This is a genomic window from Mucilaginibacter sp. (assembly GCF_965225845.1).
Lineage (GTDB): Bacteria > Bacteroidota > Bacteroidia > Sphingobacteriales > Sphingobacteriaceae > Mucilaginibacter.
In genome coordinates, this window is sequence record NZ_CBDDBL010000002.1 from 159,950 (window position 1) to 182,514 (window position 22,565).

At 40.6% G+C, this 22,565-nt stretch carries 23 protein-coding genes; 15 read left to right on the forward strand and 8 right to left on the reverse strand.

The genetic code is table 11. From position 1 onward, the window contains the following. Nucleotides 1–13: 13 nt before the first annotated feature. The 4 genes from ACYZ0U_RS04520 (at nucleotide 14) to ACYZ0U_RS04535 (ending at nucleotide 1,986) form a co-directional block, all read left to right on the forward strand. Nucleotides 14–325, forward strand: coding sequence for an ArsR/SmtB family transcription factor (locus ACYZ0U_RS04520; RefSeq protein WP_461450280.1), 312 nt, complete (start codon nucleotides 14–16; stop codon nucleotides 323–325). Between the two features lie 11 nt (nucleotides 326–336). After that, entirely contained in the window at nucleotides 337–831 is a 495-nt protein-coding gene (locus tag ACYZ0U_RS04525) for an SRPBCC domain-containing protein (RefSeq protein WP_461450282.1), read from the forward strand. Between the two features lie 29 nt (nucleotides 832–860). After that, nucleotides 861–1,424, forward strand: a complete 564-nt coding sequence (locus ACYZ0U_RS04530; RefSeq protein WP_461450284.1) for a dihydrofolate reductase family protein — start codon at nucleotides 861–863, stop codon at nucleotides 1,422–1,424. Between the two features lie 157 nt (nucleotides 1,425–1,581). Further along, the gene (locus ACYZ0U_RS04535) at nucleotides 1,582–1,986 is read left to right on the forward strand and encodes a TonB family protein (protein WP_461450286.1); all 405 of its coding nucleotides are present in this window, start codon (nucleotides 1,582–1,584) and stop codon (nucleotides 1,984–1,986) included. 41 nt (nucleotides 1,987–2,027) lie between these two features. On the opposite strand, the gene ACYZ0U_RS04540 is transcribed toward ACYZ0U_RS04535, so the two are convergent. Beyond that, on the reverse strand, nucleotides 2,028–3,203 hold the full coding sequence (locus ACYZ0U_RS04540) for an outer membrane beta-barrel protein (protein WP_461450288.1): 1,176 nt from the start codon (nucleotides 3,201–3,203) through the stop codon (nucleotides 2,028–2,030). A gap of 26 nt (nucleotides 3,204–3,229) precedes the next feature. Next, nucleotides 3,230–5,446, reverse strand: a complete 2,217-nt coding sequence (locus tag ACYZ0U_RS04545) for a putative Ig domain-containing protein (protein ID WP_461450290.1) — start codon at nucleotides 5,444–5,446, stop codon at nucleotides 3,230–3,232. Nucleotides 5,447–5,613: 167 nt separating this feature from the next. On the opposite strand from ACYZ0U_RS04545, the gene ACYZ0U_RS04550 reads away from it, so the two are divergent. Continuing rightward, the gene (locus ACYZ0U_RS04550; RefSeq protein WP_461450292.1) at nucleotides 5,614–6,663 is read left to right on the forward strand and encodes a glycoside hydrolase family 53 protein; all 1,050 of its coding nucleotides are present in this window, start codon (nucleotides 5,614–5,616) and stop codon (nucleotides 6,661–6,663) included. Between the two features lie 60 nt (nucleotides 6,664–6,723). On the opposite strand, the gene ACYZ0U_RS04555 is transcribed toward ACYZ0U_RS04550, so the two are convergent. Both ACYZ0U_RS04555 and ACYZ0U_RS04560 read right to left on the reverse strand, forming a co-directional pair. Continuing rightward, nucleotides 6,724–7,689: a family 43 glycosylhydrolase gene (locus ACYZ0U_RS04555; RefSeq protein ID WP_461450294.1), complete on the reverse strand. Its 966-nt coding sequence runs from the start codon at nucleotides 7,687–7,689 to the stop codon at nucleotides 6,724–6,726. 539 nt (nucleotides 7,690–8,228) lie between these two features. Further along, complete coding sequence (locus tag ACYZ0U_RS04560) at nucleotides 8,229–8,603, reverse strand: hypothetical protein (RefSeq protein ID WP_461450296.1); 375 nt, start codon at nucleotides 8,601–8,603, stop codon at nucleotides 8,229–8,231. A gap of 533 nt (nucleotides 8,604–9,136) precedes the next feature. Between ACYZ0U_RS04560 and ACYZ0U_RS04565 the strand changes: the two genes are divergently transcribed. Continuing rightward, nucleotides 9,137–9,517 carry a hypothetical protein gene (locus ACYZ0U_RS04565; protein WP_461450298.1) on the forward strand — a complete coding sequence of 127 codons (381 nt, stop codon included), beginning with the start codon at nucleotides 9,137–9,139 and terminating at the stop codon, nucleotides 9,515–9,517. 1 nt (nucleotide 9,518) lies between these two features. On the opposite strand, the gene ACYZ0U_RS04570 is transcribed toward ACYZ0U_RS04565, so the two are convergent. Next, nucleotides 9,519–10,385 carry a hypothetical protein gene (locus ACYZ0U_RS04570; RefSeq protein WP_461450300.1) on the reverse strand — a complete coding sequence of 289 codons (867 nt, stop codon included), beginning with the start codon at nucleotides 10,383–10,385 and terminating at the stop codon, nucleotides 9,519–9,521. A gap of 299 nt (nucleotides 10,386–10,684) precedes the next feature. Between ACYZ0U_RS04570 and rplM the strand changes: the two genes are divergently transcribed. The 7 genes from rplM to ACYZ0U_RS04605 all read left to right on the forward strand — a co-directional run bounded on the left by rplM (nucleotide 10,685) and on the right by ACYZ0U_RS04605 (nucleotide 16,154). Then, the gene (rplM, locus tag ACYZ0U_RS04575; RefSeq protein WP_461450302.1) at nucleotides 10,685–11,122 is read left to right on the forward strand and encodes a 50S ribosomal protein L13; all 438 of its coding nucleotides are present in this window, start codon (nucleotides 10,685–10,687) and stop codon (nucleotides 11,120–11,122) included. An 18-nt stretch (nucleotides 11,123–11,140) separates the two neighbouring features. Continuing rightward, nucleotides 11,141–11,530 (forward strand): 30S ribosomal protein S9, encoded by a 390-nt coding sequence (rpsI, locus tag ACYZ0U_RS04580; protein ID WP_461450304.1) that lies wholly within the window; start codon nucleotides 11,141–11,143, stop codon nucleotides 11,528–11,530. 21 nt (nucleotides 11,531–11,551) lie between these two features. After that, a complete protein-coding gene (gene rpsB, locus ACYZ0U_RS04585; RefSeq protein ID WP_461450306.1) occupies nucleotides 11,552–12,424 on the forward strand; it encodes a 30S ribosomal protein S2 in 873 nt (290 codons plus the stop codon). Nucleotides 12,425–12,518: 94 nt separating this feature from the next. Beyond that, nucleotides 12,519–13,370, forward strand: a complete 852-nt coding sequence (gene tsf / locus ACYZ0U_RS04590; RefSeq protein WP_461450308.1) for a translation elongation factor Ts — start codon at nucleotides 12,519–12,521, stop codon at nucleotides 13,368–13,370. A 115-nt stretch (nucleotides 13,371–13,485) separates the two neighbouring features. Then, nucleotides 13,486–14,601, forward strand: coding sequence for an N-acetylglucosamine-6-phosphate deacetylase (gene nagA / locus ACYZ0U_RS04595; RefSeq protein ID WP_461450310.1), 1,116 nt, complete (start codon nucleotides 13,486–13,488; stop codon nucleotides 14,599–14,601). 144 nt (nucleotides 14,602–14,745) lie between these two features. Continuing rightward, nucleotides 14,746–15,450 carry a UMP kinase gene (pyrH, locus tag ACYZ0U_RS04600; protein WP_461450312.1) on the forward strand — a complete coding sequence of 235 codons (705 nt, stop codon included), beginning with the start codon at nucleotides 14,746–14,748 and terminating at the stop codon, nucleotides 15,448–15,450. A 209-nt stretch (nucleotides 15,451–15,659) separates the two neighbouring features. Beyond that, nucleotides 15,660–16,154 carry a lipocalin family protein gene (locus tag ACYZ0U_RS04605; protein WP_461450313.1) on the forward strand — a complete coding sequence of 165 codons (495 nt, stop codon included), beginning with the start codon at nucleotides 15,660–15,662 and terminating at the stop codon, nucleotides 16,152–16,154. A 145-nt stretch (nucleotides 16,155–16,299) separates the two neighbouring features. Here ACYZ0U_RS04605 and ACYZ0U_RS04610 read toward each other — a convergent pair whose 3' ends face one another. Then, nucleotides 16,300–17,910: an ATP-binding protein gene (locus ACYZ0U_RS04610; RefSeq protein WP_461450315.1), complete on the reverse strand. Its 1,611-nt coding sequence runs from the start codon at nucleotides 17,908–17,910 to the stop codon at nucleotides 16,300–16,302. Nucleotides 17,911–18,163: 253 nt separating this feature from the next. On the opposite strand from ACYZ0U_RS04610, the gene frr reads away from it, so the two are divergent. Next, a complete protein-coding gene (frr, locus tag ACYZ0U_RS04615; protein WP_461450317.1) occupies nucleotides 18,164–18,727 on the forward strand; it encodes a ribosome recycling factor in 564 nt (187 codons plus the stop codon). Nucleotides 18,728–18,755: 28 nt separating this feature from the next. Here frr and ACYZ0U_RS04620 read toward each other — a convergent pair whose 3' ends face one another. Further along, a complete protein-coding gene (locus tag ACYZ0U_RS04620; protein WP_461450319.1) occupies nucleotides 18,756–19,184 on the reverse strand; it encodes a hypothetical protein in 429 nt (142 codons plus the stop codon). An 87-nt stretch (nucleotides 19,185–19,271) separates the two neighbouring features. On the opposite strand from ACYZ0U_RS04620, the gene ACYZ0U_RS04625 reads away from it, so the two are divergent. Next, a complete protein-coding gene (locus ACYZ0U_RS04625; protein ID WP_461450321.1) occupies nucleotides 19,272–21,026 on the forward strand; it encodes an ABC transporter ATP-binding protein in 1,755 nt (584 codons plus the stop codon). A gap of 202 nt (nucleotides 21,027–21,228) precedes the next feature. Here ACYZ0U_RS04625 and ACYZ0U_RS04630 read toward each other — a convergent pair whose 3' ends face one another. After that, nucleotides 21,229–22,557 (reverse strand): MFS transporter, encoded by a 1,329-nt coding sequence (locus tag ACYZ0U_RS04630; protein WP_461450323.1) that lies wholly within the window; start codon nucleotides 22,555–22,557, stop codon nucleotides 21,229–21,231. Nucleotides 22,558–22,565: the final 8 nt, after the last annotated feature.

Genomic DNA, 22,565 nt, shown 5'->3' on the forward strand with positions numbered 1-22,565 from the left:
CAAATAGTTGCAAATGGATACAAGAAGAGATATTTACCAAGCCATAGCCGACCCTACCCGCAGGGCCATCCTGATGTTGCTTACCGTAGGCGCCATGACGCCTAACACTATTGCCGGGCATTTTGGCAGCAGCAGGCAGGCGGTATCAAAGCATATACAAATATTGGCTGAATGCGGCGCCGTTGATCAGGACCAGCGCGGTCGAGAGATTTATTACCAGCTGAATATTGATAAAATGAAAGAGATAGACCGTTGGATGGAAGCTTTCCGCAAGATGTGGGAGGACCGCTTTAACCGATTAGATAATTTATTAAACGACTTATAAAAATAAAAATTATGACAAATTATTTTGCGTTCGAACCAGACCTGGCCGCCAAAAAAATTCATATGATACGTGAATTTAACGCGCCTGTTGAAAAAGTATGGAAAGCTTTTACCGATCCTGATCTGCTTAAACAGTGGATAGCGCCAAAACCATGGACCGTTGTACCCAAAATTGCAGATTTTGCTGTTGGTGGGGTATGGCAATATATTATGGTTGGTACTGAAGGCCAGGAACATTGGGTTTACGATGAGTTTACCGCGATAGAAACCTGCAGCCTGATTGAATCAACGGGTGCGTTTTGTGATGAGGAGGGCAACCCGAATATGGATGGGCCAAAATCTTACGTAAGCACCAAATTCTCAACTATTGAAGGTAACAGGACCAGGGTTGAAACTCTGATAACGTTAGATAGTGCCGACACCATAAAATGGTTTGTAGAAGGAGGATTTAAAGAAGGCACCGCCATGACTTATGAGCAGCTGGATGAAATACTGGCATTGGAATAAGTAATTCACTATCAATTAAAATGATCACGATGCGGAAATTAAAATTACAGGTACAAATAACCATTGATGGCTTTGTATCAGGGTTAAATGGCGAGCAGGATTTTATGTTGGCAGGTGGCCCTGATGCTGCTGGCTTTAAAAAGGTAATTGAACTGGCCGAAACCAGCGATACTATTTTGCTTGGACGCAAAATGACGCCGGAGTTTATAGCTCACTGGGAAAATATGGTAGATAACCAGCCCAGCAGCCCGGCACAGCCTTTGGCACAACTAATGGTAAATATGCGTAAAATTGTTTTCAGCCGTACCCAAACCGACATAAAGGGCCGGAACCTGGAAGTGGAAAACGGCGACTTGGCCACTAAGGTAAACGCCCTGAAAAATCAGCCGGGTAAAGATCTGTTAGCTTATGGCGGAGCTGATTTTGTAAGTTCGCTGATCAGTTTAAACCTGATTGACGAATATTATCTTTTTGTATGCCCTGTAGCTATTGGCGAGGGTCTATCAATTTTCAAGGAGAAAAAATCGCTGAAATTAGAAAGTTCAACGGCTTACCAGCATGGCAAGGTGCTTAATAAATATGTACCGGCATAAGCTTAAATTAGCATGCCTTTAAAATTTTTGTAGACGCAGGGTTTGAGGAAGGCCCTGCGTTTAAAGATAATCGTTAATTTATTGTTGTTCTTCTTACACTTATCTGTAATAATTTGGTTACCAATTGTTTTCACCATGAATTGAGGTATATTTACAGATGAGAAAACCAATGCTCGTTTTGCTGTTATTAGCGCTCGCACTAACAGTTAAAGCACACCAAACCAATAAACCAATGGATGCTACTGTGCTGTCAGCTTTCCAAATCAATCAACAGGATACAGCGCCCGAGCCGCCGGGAGGTATTGATGTATTGAATAAGTATATGAAAAAGTATACCAATCATCAATATAACAACGACCAGGCAGGCAAGGTAACTTTAAGTTTTGTTGTTGAAAAAGATGGCACTTTATCCGGCTATAAAATTGTACAATCACTCAATAAAGAAGCGGATGGCATAGCCATACAGGTACTGAAAGACTATAACCAAAAATGGAAACCGGCAATGCAAAACGGGCAACCTGTTAGCGCACCGTACACCATTGTGGTGCCATTCGGCAAATAATAATTAACAGTTCTTATACTAACGTACAACCGGGGGTCATTTTAAAAAATGAACCCGGTTTCAATTAAGGCCCTGCTTTGTGAATTGTCATTATGCAACGGGCCAAACGCGTATCCGTTTGTGGTATTGCCTGCTTTAACGTACGATAATTCCGCACGAACAAAAACGCGTTTATATTGGTAGGTAGGTGTAAACGTAGCCGACCAGGCGTTGCTGCCTTGACCATAGATCAAATTTGGTGCACCCCGGGCCGCGCTTCCTGTAGAATTGATATACTCCACCCGAACCGGGAAACTAAAGCCAGAATGCGGCACAGCATATTTTACCAATAACGCGGCCCCGAAGGTGGATGCATTTTGTGTTGTATTCAGCAGTGCTGCCTTCGGTACCTCGGTATACTGCAAATATGGTTCAACGGTAAACGAACCTGAAGTATAGGTATAAATGATGTTGTAGCCTTGCTCGTTATCCTGGTAAAGAGGTGTCGCGGTAGTTGAAATATTAGTGCGGCTTAAACTACCTGCGCCAATCAGGGTAAATGTATTGCTGTTATTAATCGTATAAGTAACCGTGCCGGAAAGCCAGTTATATTTATTAGAGTAGAAGCCATCGTTATAAGAGAAGGCGAACACAACCGGACCCGTCGTATAATTTAACTGAATACCCCGGTTAATGGAATTGCTCTGATCCCACAATAAACCGCGTTGGATATTCAAATTCTGGAATGAAAATGTATACTCGGCACCCATAAACGCCGGAAGCTTACCAATCATAACCGAGAAATTATTGATTGGGGCAATCTCCAGATAGGCTTGTGGTACAACGCCATAAAATTCCGGCGGTGAAAGGCTTGACCGTAAATACGGAACGCCAATATCCGGTTGGGAATAAGCCCCAACCTCCGCGAAAAACTGGATAAGCCCGCTGTTTTTCTGAATAAAGAGCTGGCCATTGCTGATGTCTGTTTGCGCTGCTTTATCGCCTTTAGTAACGTTATTTTGAAACTGTGCCAATCCACTCACTACGCCCGACACATAAATATCACCAAATTTTATAGGGCTCGGGTTAGGTGTAAGCGGCCCGGCCATGCCGGGCAGGCTCAATACGGATTCCACCGGAATTGCAGGTTTATTTGTAGTGTCGGAATTGGTTTGTCCGAAACTACGTATTGCATAAAAACAGGAGAAAGCGAAAATAAGAATCGGTCGTATCTTCATTAATGGATATGTTTTAGTGAAATTATTTAGTTAGATAACCTCACCAATTCAACACCATGAGTTGGCACGCCAAACTTAAAAGTCTTATTATCGGTCTGTATATACTTTTGGCGCCAAACATCACGTAGTTTATGATACCCGCTAATACCAAGCCCGGCCCAGTTAAGTTCAATGTTTTTGTATTTACCCGATATATTGAATATGCCAACCGCTTTGCTGCCGTCTTCCATATCTTTTACATAAACTAAATAATCGTCGGTTTTTAAAATTTGAGTTGCCTCTTTACCCAGGGCATCCTGATTAATGGCAAGTACCTCATCATTGGTAAGCAGGTTTAGGGTAAACCTGTCCAGCTTGCCCATATCACAACCTATCAATAATGGCGACGCCAGCAAACTCCACAAACTGATGTGCGTGTACTGTTCATCAGGCGTTAAGCGGGTGTTGTGCTGATCATCTCCCCAGCCAACTTTACCCACAATCAGCATATCCGGATCATTAAAATGACCGGGGCTTGCATGTGGCGCTTCAGCCTGTTGATGGAAACCGATAGCGCTCATGCTTTGCCAGGTATCGGTAATATCACCTGTGGTGCGCCAGCTGTTAGCCCCAATTTCGCCGGCCCAGTTCCAGCTATCGCCCATGCCATACTGGCAAAAGCTGAATAATATGTCACGCTGGTTTTGATCCAGCGCCGAACGCATTAGAATATAAGGCTTTTTGTAATCATCAATAGTTGGTTGTTTTGGGGCAATATCGCCGTACGAACACCAGTCGTATTTTAAATAATCAACACCCCAGTAGGCGTAGGTTTTAGCATCCTGCGCCTCGTTTTTATAGCTCCCCAAAAACCAGCCGCAGGTACGCGGGCCGGGCGATGAGTAAATGCCAAATCGTAATCCCAAACTGTGGATATAATCAGCTAAACCCTTCATATCCGGGAATTTTTGGTTGGGCACAATAGTGCTGTCAGCGGCGCGGTGTTCCGCTTCCCATCCGTCATCAATATTAACATAGCTCCATCCGTGAGCGCTTAATTTGTCTGATATGGTTTTTGCGGCTGTGCGCACTTTGACATCATTAACACTTAAGCCAAAGGCATTCCAGCTATTCCATCCCAAAGCAGGTGTAAGGCCAATAACATCGCCAATTTTAATGGTGAATTTTTTAGTGATGAAAGCCACTTTATTAGTTACCGTGAACACAACATGATAATCGCCTTTTGTGGCGACTGTTCCGGTAATTATGCCTGTTGTTGGGTCAAGGGTTAAACCGGCAGGCAGGCTATCAACCTTAAAAACAAGCGGTTTTTGCCCGGTTGCCGGTATTTTATATAAGAACGGGTAGCCCGGATGCGCGCCAAAAACATTCGGACCGTTGATCTTCGGCCTTGCACTTGCATAAGGTGTTAAAATATAAGGTGTGCCCTCAGTCCCTATAACTTTTTTTGTTGACCTGCTATCGGTAAAAGTATAAGTTAACAAATACGATTGCGTTTTGAGCGAAGCAATGGTAAATGTGTAAGTAAACGGTTTTCCTTTTGCCAGCTCTGCATTATGTGTACTTTGGTAGATCACTGTGCCGGTAACCGGGTCGGTAGCTGTGAAATCCAGTTTGCCATTGTAGGTATAATTGCTTGTTGTTTCTATTTTAACGCTTTTGGTAAGGCTGTTTTTATCGCCATAACTAAAATCGCCGCCCTTGTTTATCCGCACATGGTCCATAATATCAACCATGCTCAGTTTAAAATCGGCCGGATCGCCGTAAAGCCCGCCATCGCCGCCGGTATCAAATACACGTACCGCGATCACATTATCTTTACCCCACAAAACAGCAGGATCATTTGCCGCTATCACCAATTTTATCCTGCTATAAGATCCTGATTTAGGGTCGGTATTATAATTTTTACCGATCATTTTGCCGTTAAGATAAACCGCGTAACTGTCATCACCGTAACCCATCTCAAAACGCAGACTGTCTTTTAAAAAAGAACCTTCTTTTAATGATGCAGGGATTATAACATGCGTTCTGTACCAGCCAAATCCGTCCAGTCCCTCGTGCCCTTGCTGTTCCCAGGGTTTTGATATGTCGATGGCTTGCCAGTTTTGATCCTCAAAGCCGGGCGCCAGCCATTGCTCAGAATCGCCGGGACTAAATTTCCAGCCGGTAGCTAATGAAACGTCCTGCGCATGAACAAAAACAAAAGTTAGTGAAAGTAGCGTAAGCAGGAATAATTTTTTCATAAGAAATTGGTTTGCAGACTTGGTATTGCAATATTAAAAATATTTATTAAAAAATGTCGGAGATACATTTACAATTAGTTTTATCTTTATAAATCATAACCCTGATTGCCAATAAACCTGTAATCAAAAGATAAATTTACCGCCTTAATAGCATACTGATGGCTCAAATGAAACCCTCTTTAAAAAATCTGTTTACAGTGTTTTTTGCTTTATTATTGATAACAGGCTGCGCTGCTAAAAAATCAGGCATAACTAACCATTCCGATGCATTTGTAAAAGGGGCAGATATTAGCTGGTTGCCGCAGATGGAAGCTTCGGGCTATAAGTTTTACAACGAAAACGGGGTACAGCAGGACTGTTTTAAAATATTGAAGGATCATGGTGTGAATACCATCCGCCTAAGGGCTTTTGTAAATCCCTCCGATGATAAGTTTAGCGGGCATTGCAGTACTGAAGAAACTGTGGCGATGGCGCTCAGGGCTAAAAAGTGGGGCATGCGCATACTGATCGACCTGCATTATAGTGATAGCTGGGCGGATCCCGGCAAGCAAAAGAAACCAAAGGCTTGGGAAGGCCATGATTTTCAGCTTTTATTAACTGATGTTTATGACTACACATTAAGCGTGATGACGGCGCTAAAAAAAGCGGGCGTTACTCCGGAATGGGTACAGGTTGGTAATGAAACGCCAGGCGGTATGATCTTACCCGATGGAAGTACAGCAAACTGGGATAAATTGGCACAACTGATTAACAAAGGCTACGATGCCGTAAAGGCAGTGAGCCCCAAAACCAAAGTTATTTTGCATGTAGACCAGGGAAATAACAATGCGCGTTTCAGGCATTGGTTTGATAATGCCACCGCGCACCAGGCAAAATTTGATGTGATCGGTTGTTCGTATTATCCATATTGGTTGCCGGGCAGCCCTGATTATACATTATCCATCAACGACTTGGGGAATAACTTAAAAGACATGGCTTCCCGCTACGGAAAAGAAGTGATGGTAGTTGAAGTAGGTAACGAGGACAAAAAAGCGCAAAATACCTATGACATGTTACTGGCTGTGGAACAAAAAGTTAAGGAAGTGCCTAATGGTAAAGGAATTGGACTGGTTTACTGGGAGCCCGAAGGTGCCCGCAACTGGAGCCACTACGCCTTAAGCGCCTGGGGCGATGACGGCAAGCCAACCAAAGCGCTGGAGGCCTTTATGGTGAAGTAATTATGAATCAGAATTTATTAAATTAAGGAATTATAGCCTCATTGCTCATTCTCTATATTATTAATTAACAATCTTCGCTTCTCCTGTTTTAACGTTTAAGGTCCATGGTTGCGGTTTGGGTAAGCTTAATTTGCCATCGCCAATCTCCAAAGGCATCCAAAGGTAGCGCGAATCCCATTGTGTTTTGGGTTTCCAGATATCGCCCATAAAAATTACGGTAGTTTTTTTGCTGCCTACTACTTTGATCAGCATGGTAGATTGTGAGCCATAGGTATTAGTTTCCGGCGGGGCAATATCCTTAAAATCACTCCACGGCCCGGCAAGCGAGGTTGCTGTTGCGTATTTGTTAGGGTTTGGCGACCACCCGGTTAATGATGAACCGATGGCGTAATACAATCCACCGTAATGCACAATGGCACCACCCTCCATATGCTCGGGGATAAGGCTCATTTGTTTTTCTACCGTTAAATAATCGTCTGAAAGTTTTGCGATGCGGAAACCATAAGGCCTATCCTCAAATACAAGATAGGCTGTGCCGTCGTCATCAATAAACTGACCAATATCCCGGCTCTCATGCCCTAAAGGCCTAAACGAGCTGATGAGTGTAAAAGGGCCCGATGGACCGTCGCTAATAGCTACACCAACCCGCGCATAGGAATATCCGCCGGAAACCTTTTTAGTAACCGGGTCGCGCACGCCGCCATCAATATGCAGGTACATGACATATTTTTTGGTCCGCTCGTTGTAATAAACCTTGGGGCGCTCAACCACCCAGTAAGTTAAAGTAGAATCCGGCTTGCCGAATTTAATTGTGGTGATAAATTTCCAGTTAACCAGGTCCTTCGAGGTATAACAACCTACAAAACGATAATTGGTATCAAGCCCCTTGCTGCGGTATTCGCCATACCAATAGTAATCGTCCTTAACTTTAATTATTCCGCCGCCATGGGCCTGTATATGGTTGCCGTTGTTGTCGGGCCAGATGTCAGTTGGTTTGATAGTGTCGGTTTGCGCTTGACTGTGCAATATTTGTACGAGAATCAAGAATAAAGCGGGAAATATATATTTAAATAGTTGTTTCATTGAGTTTAAGATCGTTCGGTTAGCAAAATACCAAATATTAGTTAAGGAAGCAGCGTTTGTTTTCAGGTTAACAGTAATTTTTTAGATGCTGATTTATTTGTATCAACCATGATTTTTAGGATTAAAGGATTTACCTGATTTTACCTTCGAATTAATATACAGCAGACAAGTATATTCCGCTATAGATCCCACGCTCCAAACTCCCGCTCTTTAAAAAAAAGGTACAAACCATTTGTTAACCACCACTACTGGTAAGATAGCGCAGTGCTCTTAAATCCACAGATCAGGGGGAGTCTATGACTTCCTAACGAGATTACATCGCCGCCCCAAACATTGCACAAACAAAAGTACTGACAAAACAGTGTCAGTACTTTTCCCAAACCATTTGCCGAAATTTGTATGTACCGGTTAATAGCTCTTGCGACAAGAGCAAAGCACGTTCTATGAAATATGAAAATCAAACGAGGAAAACCCAGCTAACGTTAAATTCGGGAAAACAATAGATAAACCCCGTATATGATCGAAAGCACTATCAATACCCAATAAATAGTATAAAGCCAGCCCTTGTAGTAATGTGGGTAATCGTTTACGATAGCATTTAATTCAGGTTGAAAAAGGATGTTTATCATCGTATGAAAAAACAGGGAAAAAATAATTACAACGATAAGCCAACTGGATGAAATAGGTATATTAATCAGCCTTAACGAAGCTAAAAGGCAAATCTCTAATCCTGCATTCATTGCTATCGCAGTGCTTTTGTTACTAGTAAAGCTATTGTCAAATACTCCATCAAGATCATTTGATAGTTTATAACCTGTCGCATTCAGGAATAATAATATTTTTTTTAGGGTATTCATCTGGTATATTCAATAGTTTAGCCGGCTTTAAATATATAGATTTTTAACAAATCCGAAATTGATAAAACGAGTTGTCATGCTGATGCATTCGAAGCAAATGCGCAAAGGCGATCACCACCAGCAAATTTCCTCTGAAAGGGTAGAACCCGTAGGACTCCTTCGGAGGTGTGTCTCTGCACCATAAAAGCTACCACCACAGGTTTAAGAGTTAGCATAGCGCTCTTAAACCCACAGATTAAGGGAAGTCTCCGACTTCCTAACGAAATCATATCACTACTCCAAACCCACGCATAACCAAAAGTACTGACAAAATAGTGTCAGTACTTTTCCCAAACCATTTACCGAAATTTGTACGTACCGGTTAATAGCTCTTGCGATAAGAGCAAAGAATGTTCTTTGAAATATTGATTACAAACAAGCGTAATAGTGATGAACCTACATGCTGACTAATTAATTCAAGATACTCTCGGTATAAGAAAAAAATCTTAAGTTGGATTTATATTTTATCTTTAAAACTAATTCCCACTAAAATCATGAAAAGGCTTTTCCTAATATCCTTATTATTTATACAAAATGTTTCTGGGCAGCAATCGGGTAACTCAAAATCAATTAAAATAATTAATGTTACTGTAGCTGATAACTATACTGGCCAATTAATTACGGTACAATGCAAACCTGAAACGGATATGATTTATGAAGACAAAGACCGTGGAGTAATGCTTTTTTGTGAAAAGCCCCATACAAATAGCATATTATTTGAAATATGGTTGGTAGGTAAAGTTAGTTATCTTGCTAAAACAATGATCCATAAAAAAATTGCGGTTACAGGTACCATAACTGATGATGGCAGCGGGGCTCAAATGACTATAACTGATCCTAAGCAAGTTGAAATATTAAGCAATTATTATAAATAACTTAGTCAGCTGTAGCATATCCTCCCACATCGACAAATAACCGTTTAGGGCCTGCCGGTTTAGAGAGAAAAAGATCGTCAGCGCTACCTAAACCATAATTGGATGTATTAATTATAAAGTCAGGTAACCCATCACCATCTAAGTCTCCAATAAAATTAATATAGGTGACAAATCCGCTTTCATAAAAATCATTATGAACCAACAGTTGCTTAAAATAATGGCCTTTGGCATTTCCTTCAATGTATAGGTTATAATTTAAAATAAAATCAATACTATGGCCGGCAGGGATATGCCCTGTCGCATAAAGTTTATAGGTGTTTCCATTAAAATTAAATGTGTATGGCTTTCCCGGGATAATCTCTAACATAGCCGGTATCTTTAAAAAATTGACAGGACCATTGTCTATTAAATAGGATAGCCTTGTAACAAGTAAAATCTCATCATCTTTATTATCAGTTTTTACAATATAATCACCATCCGGATTCTCATCACTTATTGATTCTTTATCAAGCGTAACTGTAACTTTAGTATCTGCTAAGTAATATAAACCTTTATGTTCAAATAATCCTCTCCAATTATATTTGCTGTCTTCAGGAGTTATCGATTTATCAACACATTCGCCTGATTGAATAAAGCGGGCATTTTGTGTTGTATCTACTTCGCGTTTTGAAAGTAGTTTGATCGTATCACCATTTACTGTATCATTTTCAATTATTTCTTTATCACTTTCTATGGTATCACCGTCAATTTTGCCAATTGTTTTTGTGGTGGTTTTAATGGTATTGGTAGGTTTATTATTGTTAAATGCGGCCTTATGATTACAAGCTAATAAGAATATTGTAATTGTTACTATGATAAAGGTTCTCATGTTGTTATAATATATTTCTAAAATATAGATAAGTTTTCAGAGTATTGAATTTAAAATGTGCTGAGCTATAGAGTACATTAATTATATAACTTTATTGGCACCTGTTTCGGCCATCCTGGTAATCCAATAAATCCTACAAACGGCAAAGCCACCCCAAACGCCAAAATTAAATAAATCCTGTAAATCCAGACTCCGACAAAAAACTTACAAACCATTTGTAAATCACACAAAAACATCTATCTTTGCAGTCCCGAAAATGCGGGGTATAATAAACGTTTAATTAATTTAATTTAAAGCAAGTGAATACGTTAAGTTACAAAACTGTCTCAGCCAACAAAAAAACCGTTAACAAGCAATGGGTTGTTGTTGACGCACAAGGCGAGATTTTGGGGCGCTTGTCTACTAAGATCGCAATGATCATCCGTGGAAAAAACAAGCCTGATTTTACCCCAAACGTAGACTGTGGTGATAATGTAATAGTTATCAACGCAGACAAGGTTAAACTGACCGGAAACAAATTCAGCGAAAAGCAATATGTTTCTTACACTGGTTATCCAGGTGGTCAGCGATTCATTTCTCCTAAGGAGTTAATGGCAAAACATCCAACACGCGTAATTGAAAAAGCTGTGCGTGGTATGTTACCTAAAAGTCGTTTGGGCAAAGCATTGTTTGGCAATTTGCATGTGTATGCAGGCGCCGAGCATCCTCATGCAGCACAAAACCCTACAACCATTTAATTTTAAAGGAGAAAAGAAATGCCAACAACAACTAACACTTCGGGCAGAAGAAAAACAGCAGTTGCACGCATCTACTTACAAGATGGTAGCGGCGCAATTATCGTAAACGGTAAAGATTACAAAGAGTACTTCCCTACATTGCCTTTACAATACATCGTTACACAGTCGACAGAAGTTTCTGGCTCGACCGGTAAATTTGATGTTAAAGTAAATGTTGCAGGTGGTGGTGTAAAAGGACAGGCAGAAGCCGTTCGTTTAGCTATCGCGAAAGCCATTGTTGAACTGGATCCTGAAAAGAAACCTTCACTACGCGCTAAAGGTATAATGACACGTGATGACCGTATGGTTGAGCGTAAAAAACCAGGACGCAAGAAAGCACGTAAGAGATTCCAATTCAGTAAACGCTAATCAACAAAGGAGGACAACAAAATGGCAAGAACAACATACGACGAGTTACTGGACGCAGGTGTACACTTTGGTCACCTTACCCGCAAATGGGATCCAAAAATGTCTCAGTACATTTTTATGGAGCGCAATGGTATCCACATTATCGATTTAAATAAAACCTTAACTAAGGTTGAAGAAGCTGCTGCAGCTATAAAACAAATTGTAAAATCAGGCCGTAAGGTATTATTCGTAGCTACAAAGAAACAAGCGAAGGATATCGTAGCTGAATATGCAAAAAATGTAAACATGCCTTTCATCACCGAAAGATGGTTAGGTGGTATGTTAACCAACTTTGCAACTGTACGCAAGTCGATCAAAAAGATGTCAAACATCGATAAATTGACTAAAGACGGTACTTACAGCAACCTTTCTAAAAAAGAAAGACTGATGATCCAACGTGAGCGTATCAAATTAGAAACTTTGTTAGGTGGTATATCGGACTTAAACCGTTTACCTGCAGCATTGTTCCTGATCGACGTTAAGAAGGAACACATCGCGGTATCTGAAGCATTAAAGTTAAATATCCCAACCTTTGCAATGGTTGATACTAACTCTGATCCATCAAACATCGATTTCCCTATCCCTGCGAATGACGATGCTACCAAATCAATTTCATTGATCACCGGTATCATCATCAAAGCAATTGAAGAAGGATTAGATGAGCGTAAACGCGAGAAAGATGACGAAGCTGAAAAAGAAGCAGCAGCAGCGAAAGCTAAAGCAGATGCTCCTGAAGCAGTAACGCCAGACAGATCAGCTAACGAAGGTGGCAAAAGAAGCCGTACCAAAGCAACAACTGCTGAAGTAGCAGAAGCCGCTGCTGAAACCGGTACCGAGCCAGCTGAGAACGAATAATAATATTTAGTTGAAAGTTTAAGGTTTAAAGTGTAAAGTTTTTTTACTGCTTTTACTTTGAACTTTCAACTTTTAACATTTAACTAAAAATACAATGTCAACAGTACAAATATCTGCATCTGATGTAAATAAATTGCGCCAACAAACCGGTGCAGGCATGATGGATTGCAAAAAAGCTTTAACTGAAACCAATGGCGATTTTGAAGCTGCTATTGATTTTTTAAGAAAAAAAGGCGCTAAAGTTGCTGCCAGCCGCCAGGACCGCGAATCAAACGAAGGTGTTGTTATTGCGCGTACATCTGAGGATGGCAAACGCGGTGTGATCATCGAGTTGAACTGCGAAACTGATTTTGTTGCTAAAAATGCTGAATTTATTGCTTTTGCTAACGCGATCGCTAATGAGGCAGTACAAAAGAACCCTGCTTCTATCGAAGCATTAAACGAGTTGCCAATTGATACTGAAGTTAACCGTGTTAGTATTGCTGAAGCTATCATCAGCCGTACAGGTACTATCGGCGAAAAGATCGGTGTATCTAAATACGAGGTTGTTGAAGGCGAAAAAGTTGTTGCTTACATCCACGGTAATTTCCGTTTAGGTGTGTTAGTAGCACTAAGCGCTAACGCTGCCGGTGTTGACGAAGCAGGTAAGGACGTAGCTATGCAAATTGCTGCCATGAACCCTGTTGCTTTAGATAAAGACGGTGTTGACGCAACAGTAATCGAGCGTGAGTTAGAGATCGCTAAAGAGCAGATCCGCGCTGAAGGCAAACCTGAAGAAATGGTTGAAAAGATCGCTGCAGGTAAACTGAACAAATTCTATAAAGACTCAACTTTACTTAACCAGGAGTTTGTAAAGGACCCATCTAAAAACGTTGCCCAGTTTTTAGGCACCGTTGATAAGGGACTAACAGTAACCGCCTTTAAGCGGGTAGCTTTAGGAGCTTAAATATATTATCCCCCTCGTTTATTAACGAGGGGGATTTTTTTTGCGATATTGTTTCGGTTTTCAAATACCATCATGTCATTTCGAAGAACGAAGCAATCGCACATAAATAAAAGCTATGACCACTGCCCTCCACAACCTCCAGCTAATCTCCGATGGTGTGATCACCAGGGGCAAAGCCATTTTAATTGATGGCGAAAAGATCATTGATATTATCGATGAATCTGTAATTCTACCAGATGTTAACGCAATTGATCTAAACGGTGCTAACATAGCACCGGGATTGATCGACCTTCAAATTTACGGTAGTGGCGGTAAGCTATTTGCTGGTACGCCCGAAGTTGCTGCGTTGGAGCAAATGGAGAATGATCTGTTGAGCCAGGGTACTGTAGGTTTTTTTGCATGCATCGGCACCAATAGTGATGAGATTGTAGAGCAGGGTATTGAATCAGCTAAGATTTATCGCGAGAGGGCAAAAGGTAACTTTTTAGGGCTGCATTTAGAAGGGCCTTTTTTAAACCCCATCAAAAAAGGTGCTCATCCTGAAAAGTACATCAAAAAGGGAACGATTGAGTTAGTCCGCAAATGGGTTGAATCTGCCGACGGTGTGATCAAAATGATGACCATAGCACCGGAATTGCAGGACAATGACGTGGTTAATTATTTAAATGATCACGGCGTAATCTTATCATCCGGTCATAGTAATGCGAGTTATCAGCAAGGCAAAACATTTTTAAATAACCCCATAAAAGCAGTTACGCATTTGTTTAATGCCATGCCGCAAATGCATCACCGCGAGCCGGGGTATATTCCTGCAATCTTCGAAGAAAAACCATATACAAGTATTGTTGCCGACGGTATTCATGTTGATTTCGCGATGATACGTTTAGCTAAACGCGAGTTGGGTGATAAACTTTTCTTTATTACTGATGCTGTTACTGCAACAGATAAGGGCGAATACCAGCATCGTTTTACAGGTGACCGCTACACTATGCCCGATGGTACGCTATCCGGTTCGAGTTTAACCATGCTTAAAGCAGTGCAAAATGGTGTTGAGCAGATTGGCATCCCTTTAGCAGAGGCTATAAATATGGCATCATTATACCCGGCGCGATTAGCATCATTAACAGCAAACGGAAAGATAGCTGCCGGCTTTTATGCCGATATGATTGTATTTAATGAAACCTTTGAAGTACAAGGCACCGTGTTTAAGGGCAATTACATTAAACACTAATTTTCACTAATTAATTCAAATTGCACGAATAAACTGTAGGAAACTTCAATTTTTTAATTCGTGTTATTGGTACTCATTCTTAACAAAGTAGATATATAATTTTAACATCAATTTTATTTGTATAATTTTGACAAACTCTCCTCAATGAAATACAAAAGAATCCTACTAAAACTTAGCGGCGAATCGCTTATGGGCGACAGGCAATACGGTATTGATAACAACCAGGTATTGCAATATGCAAAAGATATAAAAAGTGTATTTGACGAGGGCATAGAAATAGCCGTAGTTGTAGGAGGAGGTAATATATTCAGGGGTTTAAGTGCCGAGAAATCAGGCATGGAGCGCGCCCAGGCCGATTACATGGGTATGCTTGCCACCGTTATTAACTGTATGGCGCTGCAAAACGCGCTGGAAAGCATTGGCGTTGAAACCCGCCTGCAATCCGCCATAAAAATGGAACAGATCTGCGAGCCTTATATTCGTCGTCGTGCCATGCATCATCTACAGGAAAATAAGATCGTGATTTTTGGTGCCGGTACTGGTAACCCGTATTTTACCACGGATACAGCCGCGTCGTTACGCGCTATCGAAATAAAAGCTGATGTTGTATTAAAAGGCACCCGTGTTGATGGCATTTATACCGCTGATCCTGAAAAAGATCCAACCGCTACCCGTTATGATGAAATTTCTTTCCAGGAAGTTTATGATAAAGGACTGAATGTGATGGATATGACTGCCATTACCCTTTGCCAGGAAAACAACCTGCCGATCATTGTTTTTGATATGAACATAGAAGGCAATTTTATGAAGATAGCCAACGGCGAAGCCATTGGAACGCTGGTAAAATAAATCTTCCCCGGTGTTTTTGGCATCTGCAGTTTCGGCAGGTGTTCAATCCCGATTAAAATAATACATAGCCCTGGCCTTTAGGCCAGGGCTATGTATTTTAAGGAAATGTGGCTTTAGGCCAATCAACTTTATTATAATTAATAATTTTTATTCCCCCAAAAACCTCATTCAGCTTAATTACGTAAAATAATTATAAGCATTAAACTGGTATGAAAGCATTTTGCATAGCCCTGATAGTTTTTTTTACTGCCTCGCCGGGCATTAGTAATAAACCGATTGACAAGCTTGATATTCACCGCTTTGCGGGGAAATGGTATTCCTTATACTCTATACCTACCATGTTTGATAAGGATTGCCGTGAAACAACCGCAACCTACACACTTAATAACGATGGCTATTATAATGTACTCACCGAAGCCAAAAAGGTAGGCGATAACGAGATCCATACTTATAATTCTAAATTATATCCGGGTAAAAACGGCGAACTAAAGGCACAATTTGTTTGGCCTTTTAAAGTTGATTACTGGGTTATTGATATTGCCGATGATTATTCCTACATGGTGGTTGGTCACCCTGATCATAAATTCCTTTTCATCATGAGCCGTAAGCCAACTATGGATAAAAAATTACATGAAGAATTGGTAGAGAAATGTAAGGAAATGGGTTACCCGGTAGAAAAACTAACTGCACAAAGAGGGAGTTGAAATGCGACCGATAGCTAAAATATACGCGTCATTACAAGAGTCCAGGAATTTTATGAACAAGATATTGATCAAGCATATTTTGTATAGTATAGAGATCGCATCATATTACGCGACCACGCTTTAAGTTTGCGTTGGAATATAGAAATTATGCTATCGGCAATGTAAACCAAAAAGTGCTTCCTTTACCCGGGTAATTATCCAGGCCTATCTCGCCATTATGCTTTTTAATGATCTCGGCACTGATGTAAAGCCCCAAACCAAGCCCCGAAAATTGTACGCCAGAATAATCAGCACGGAAATAGCGGTCAAATAATTGCGCTATTTTATCAGGTGGTACACCCGGCCCGTGGTCTGATACGGAAACCCGAAACTTATCGCCTTGTGCTTTTATTTCAACTATAATTTCTTTAGAATCCGGTGCATATTTAACCGCATTATTCAGCAAGTTAACCACCACCTGTTCAATCTGCTGTTCATCAGCAAAAGCCTCAAGCCAAAGATCACCTTTTATTGATACATGATGTTCGCCGGCGCTATTAATATGATGGCTCGATTGTTTCACCACATCAGCAACGGTGAATTTAGTTTTATTGAGCATCAACTGCCCTTCGGCAATACGATTGGTATTTAGTAAATCATTTACCAGCTTGGTAAGCTTATCAAGGCTTTTGTTGGATTGCGCTATCAGCGTTAAAAATATGGTTGGCAGTTTTACAGTTTCCTTAAGTTTATCCAATAATTGAACAGATGCTTTAAGGCTGGTGATAGGTGTTTTAAGCTCATGGCTGGCAATGCTGATGAATTCCTCTTTTTGTTTCATCAATTTACGCCGGTTCGTCACGTTCATAAAGGTGCCTATGCCACCACTCAATCGGCCATCCTTATCAAAAATAGGAGCGGCGTTTATCGAAATGTAAAATCGCTCGCCATTTATAGGTTGTACGCCTATTTCCTTATCATAAACAGGCATACCTGTTTCCCTGATGATGTACATTGGGTGTTCTTCTTCGGGTAACACACTGCCATCAATTCTTAAATTGGTCCATTTCGTATCATTATAAACCCTGTTTTTCATACCATCATCGTCAATCCCGAAAATCCTTTGCGCCATAATATTGGCATAAACTAATTTTCCTTTGGCATCAACAACGGTTACCCCTTCGGCCATGGTATCCAGTATTCGTTGCAGGTGTTCCTGGCTGGTATTTAATTCCTCGTTTATTGATTGTTGTTTTTTGGTTTTCTCAATGTTTGATAAGCGCAGCTCTACCTGGTCCATTGTTACATTAGCCATGTGCTGCAATATCTCCAATTCATGGTCACTTAATGTGCGTGGGCTAAAGTCTATCAGGCATATGGTACCAATAATATAACCGTTGGTATTGATGATGGGGGCGCCGGCATAAAACCGTAAACCAAGCGGGCCCACTACTGCGGAGTTTCCAACCAGCGCCGGCTCTAATAAAGCATCCTCAATTATCGTCACTTCATTTTGCTGAATTGCCAGGTTGCAGAGGCTGTCTTCGCGTGGTACCTGTTTTACACCCTCTAACCCGGTAATAGCTTTTACAAACTCAAAGTCGGTATCTAAAAATGAAATATGCGCAACCGGTACTTTGAATATGGTTTTGGCAAGCTTAACCAGGTTGTCAAACTCCGGTTCCGCAGGGGTATTTAATATTTGGTAGCAATGAAGCGCGGCAACGCGTTCCGGTTCATTTTCAGGTATTAAATTAAGGCTTGTTGTATATTTCATCTGCAATAGTTACCTAATGTATATACGACGACAATTGATAAAAAGTTATTGTGTAAGGCAGTTAGTTTATAGGTTTTGTTAAATTTTTATATTCAATCTGTATAGTTTAATATTGCCTTCTTCCATAAAATCCATGGGTTAGCAGGTAACGTCTTGAATAAATCAAACAATTTAGCTTTCACCTGCTTTTTAGAATTGAGATTAGTAACTCCGAAATCATACTTTTTACTATTTTTGTCAAAAATCTATATCGATGAGCGAACTCATTAAAAAACAGGTGACTGAAACAAAGGCTCTAATGGATAAAGCCATTGACCATTGCGAAAACGAACTGCAAAAGATCCGTGCAGGCAAGGCAAACCCATCTATGCTGGATGATGTTTATGTTGATTACTACGGTACTGCTACGCCATTAAGCCAGGTTGGTAACGTAAATACCCCCGATGCTCGCACTATTGTTGTGCAACCATGGGAAAAATCATTATTAGGCCCGATAGAAAAAGCCATTATGGAAGCGAACTTAGGTTTAAACCCGCAAAATGATGGTGTGATCATCCGCCTTAACGTTCCGCCTTTAACTGAAGAGCGCCGTCGTGATTTGGTTAAAAAAGCTAAAGCTGAAGCCGAAACAGGTAAGATCGCTATCCGCAACCTGCGTAAGGACGCGAATGAGAAAATAAGAAAACTTAAAACCGAAGGCGTTTCAGAAGATGAAATGAAAGTAGGCGAAGCCGAGATACAAAAGCTAACTGATGCCTACATTATAAAGGTTGACCAACATTCTGAAGCTAAGGAAAAAGATATCATGACGGTATAAAAACAACCTGGGTTATTTGAGAGCCGCTTTATTTAAAGCGGCTTTTTATTTCGGATCTTCGAATATTTTTAACAATAACCAGATCTTTACTATAATCTTCCTTATAACCTTTATATACCTCGAAATTTAAATATACAGTTGAGCCCAGCGGAGTCTTTAATATACTCCAATTGCAACTTATTGGTATGTCAATGGTGTCCTTGCAATTTAAAGGTATAAAAGTTACTGCCGAACCTCCAATAATCTTTATCGATAACTTTCTATCTTTCTTTAGCTTAACAAGTTCTGTTGACCCATCATACCGGTGAAAGTCTAAAAGTTTTGCTTTTATGGAAGCATTTGCTTTTCCATTTAAAAAATGTAATCTGCTTAAAAAATCACAATATTGATTGTTAGCTATTTGTGCTGACACACAAGTTGAAATAAAAATTAAAGAAATAAGGGCTTTGATTTTCATAATTGATTTTCTTTAAAGATAGTCAAAATGTCAAATTAAAGGGAATGAGCTACTTAGCCGTTCCCTTTTTTTACTTTTGCAGCAAACATGAAAATACTCTTATCATATCTAAAAAAACACCGCTGGATCGTAATGTCTGCATTGTTATTCGCAGCTTTCAACATCGGTTTTTCCTTACTTGACCCCTACATTTCGGGACGAATTTTCGATACCGTAATCAACAAACACAGCAGCCTTGATTACAATACGTATCTTTTTAGGGCATTAAAATTAGTTGGCCTGGCTATTGGCGTTGCCATGGTATCGCGCATAGCAAAAAACTTCCAGGATTATTTTACCAATATCATCACCCAAAAAACTGGTGCAGAAATGTATGCCGACGGCTTAAAACGTTCGCTTGAATTACCTTATCAGGTATTTGAAGATCAGCGCAGCGGCGAAACTTTAGGTATCCTGCAAAAGGTACGACTGGATTGTGAAGCATTTATCACATCATTTATAGGTGTACTATTTGTGAGTATTACCGGTATGACTTTCGTTATCGTCTATTCATTATTTGTGAGTTATAAGGTAACATTGGTATACGTTGCTGCTATCCCAATCATCACCTTTGTGAGTGTAGCATTAAGCCGCAGGATCAAAAGAATTCAGCGAAGTATATTGTCGGAAACAACCGCTTTAGCAGGTTCGACTACTGAATCATTAAGGAATATCGAATTGGTAAAAAGTCTGGGATTAGTTAAGCAAGAGATCAACCGCTTAAACAACACAACCTACAAAATATTAGGCCTCGAACTTAAAAAGGTAAAATATGTACGCAGCATGAGCTTTGTACAGGGCACAACCGTAAACTTTGTGAGGAGTACGATGGTAGTTGTATTGCTATTGCTGATCTTCGGACAAACCATTACCCCGGGCCAGTATATTAGCTTACTTTTTTATTCATTCTTTTTGTTTAACCCTTTACAGGAGCTTGGCAACGTGATTGTAGCCTGGCGCGAAGCTGAAGTTTCATTAGGGAATTTTGAAAAGATATTAAATACACCAATCGACATCAAGCCTGAAAAACCGGTTTTATTAGAGCAGGTAAACACGCTTACTTTTGACAACGTAACTTTTAAACACTTAACCGCTAATCGTAACGCGCTTAACCACATCAACTTTGAAGTTAAATTTGGCGAAACCATAGCTTTTGTTGGCCCATCAGGTTCGGGTAAAACTACCTTGGTTAAATTGCTGGTTGGTTTATATCAGCCCTTGGAAGGTGATGTACTTTACAATAATATTCTAAGTAAAGATATCGACCTGGATCAGCTGCGCGAGAAAATCGGTTTCGTAACGCAGGATACACAGTTATTTTCAGGAACTATCCGAGAGAATTTGTTATTCGTGCGCCCGGATGCTACGGATGCCGAATGTATGCAGGCCTTGGAAAAAGCCGCTTGTCGTACCCTGTTGGCACGAGCCGATAAGGGTTTGGATACTGTGATTGGCGAGGGTGGTGTTAAGGTTTCCGGTGGTGAAAAGCAACGTTTATCCATTGCCCGCGCATTGTTGCGCAGGCCTGATATTTTAGTGTTTGATGAAGCCACTTCATCACTGGATTCATTAACCGAGGAAGAGATCACTGAAACTATTAAAGATGTATCGGTGTTCGGCGATCATATTACCATTTTGATCGCTCACCGCCTGTCAACCATTATGCACGCCGACAGGGTATATGTATTGGAGAAAGGCAATATCATCGAATCCGGCAAGCACGCCGACCTGCTTGCCCAAAAAGGCCTTTACTACGCCATGTGGAGGCAACAGATAGGTGAAAAGGATGACGTGGACGCGTAAGAATTTATTATTATGAGCGAAGTGAAAAATCCGTAAGGGGTAAATTATTTTACTGGTTCTTCACTTCGCTCAGAATGACAATTTTGTTTAATAGCAATTCGCATTAGCGATGGAAGCAGGTACCGGCCTTGAACCTAAGGCATTGTGCAGTATGAGCGCACAGCCTGGGCCGCAGGCAATGCCAAATTAATTTAAAGTTTAATTAAGATTCCAGCTCCTCTTTCTTTTCCGCATTTTCTTTTGGTACGTGTATGTCTTTTAACTTTAAAGGCAACAAGCTTTTAGTTTTAAAATAAGTAAACGTAACAATCATTAAGGTCATGCTTCCGCCAAACAATACCGCGGGTATGGTATTTAATAGTTTGGCTGCCATTCCCGATTCAAAATCACCGATTTCATTGGATGAGCCGATGAACATGGAGCTTACGGCAGATACCCTTCCCCGCATTTCATCGGGTACTAATAATTGCATTAATGTGCTCCTGATAATTACACTTACGCTATCAAAAGCACCCTGTGCAAACAAGAATATTAAGGATAAATAAAAGCTGGTTGATAAACCAAAAGCTATAATACTACAGCCAAAGCCTGCTACTGCAATTAATAAATTTCGCCACGGCTTGCCCATAGGGGAGTATTTAACCATAATGATCATGGTTAGCGCCGCGCCTAATGATGATGCCATCCGCATTACCCCTAAGCCTTCGGCGCCTACTTTTAAAATATCAAGCGCGAATACAGGCAATAATGCTACTACACCACCAAAAAATACAGAGAAAAGATCAAGGCTCATGGCATACAACAGCATTTTATTATTGAAAACAAAATGAAGCCCTGCCGAAAGGCTTTTTTTGATACTTTCTTTAGCAACAAATACCGCCGGATATTTTTTAAGCCGGTAAACCAGTACCAAAGCTATAACAAGTGAAATCAGTATAATGCTGAAAGTGGCGGTCATTCCGCTTAACCCGGGTATAATTTTATCTGCAAAAGCATATGAAAAACCGGCAAGCATAGGCCCTAATATCGATGCGATCTGCCATCCGGTACTACTCCAGGTACTTGCGTTTGGATAAACATCGCGGGGAACGCTTTTAGTGTAGACTATGAAAGTTGCCGGCCCGTAAAATGCGCGTGCAATACCATTACAAAATATCATAGCGTACATGGTTGGTATGATCCAACCTGTAGAAATATAGCCCGACATGTTTTTGAGCGTAACAATAAATATTACTAATGATGATATGAGAACACCAATATAGATCATCAGCAACATTTTACGTTTCTCATATTTATCGGCAATATAGCCGCCGTAGAGGGCAATACCAACTGCCGGGAGCGCTTCGCTTAAGCCAATAAATGCAATAGCAACTTTGCTATGCGTCATTTGGTAAATGTAAAAACCTAGTACCGTGGTTTGCATTTGATACGCAAGTGTAAAAAAGAAACGCATTCCAAGGTATGAACGAAAGTCCTTGTATCTTAAGGCTGCAAATGAATCTGCTTTGGGTTGACTGAGCGGGTCGGGCACTATTTTTT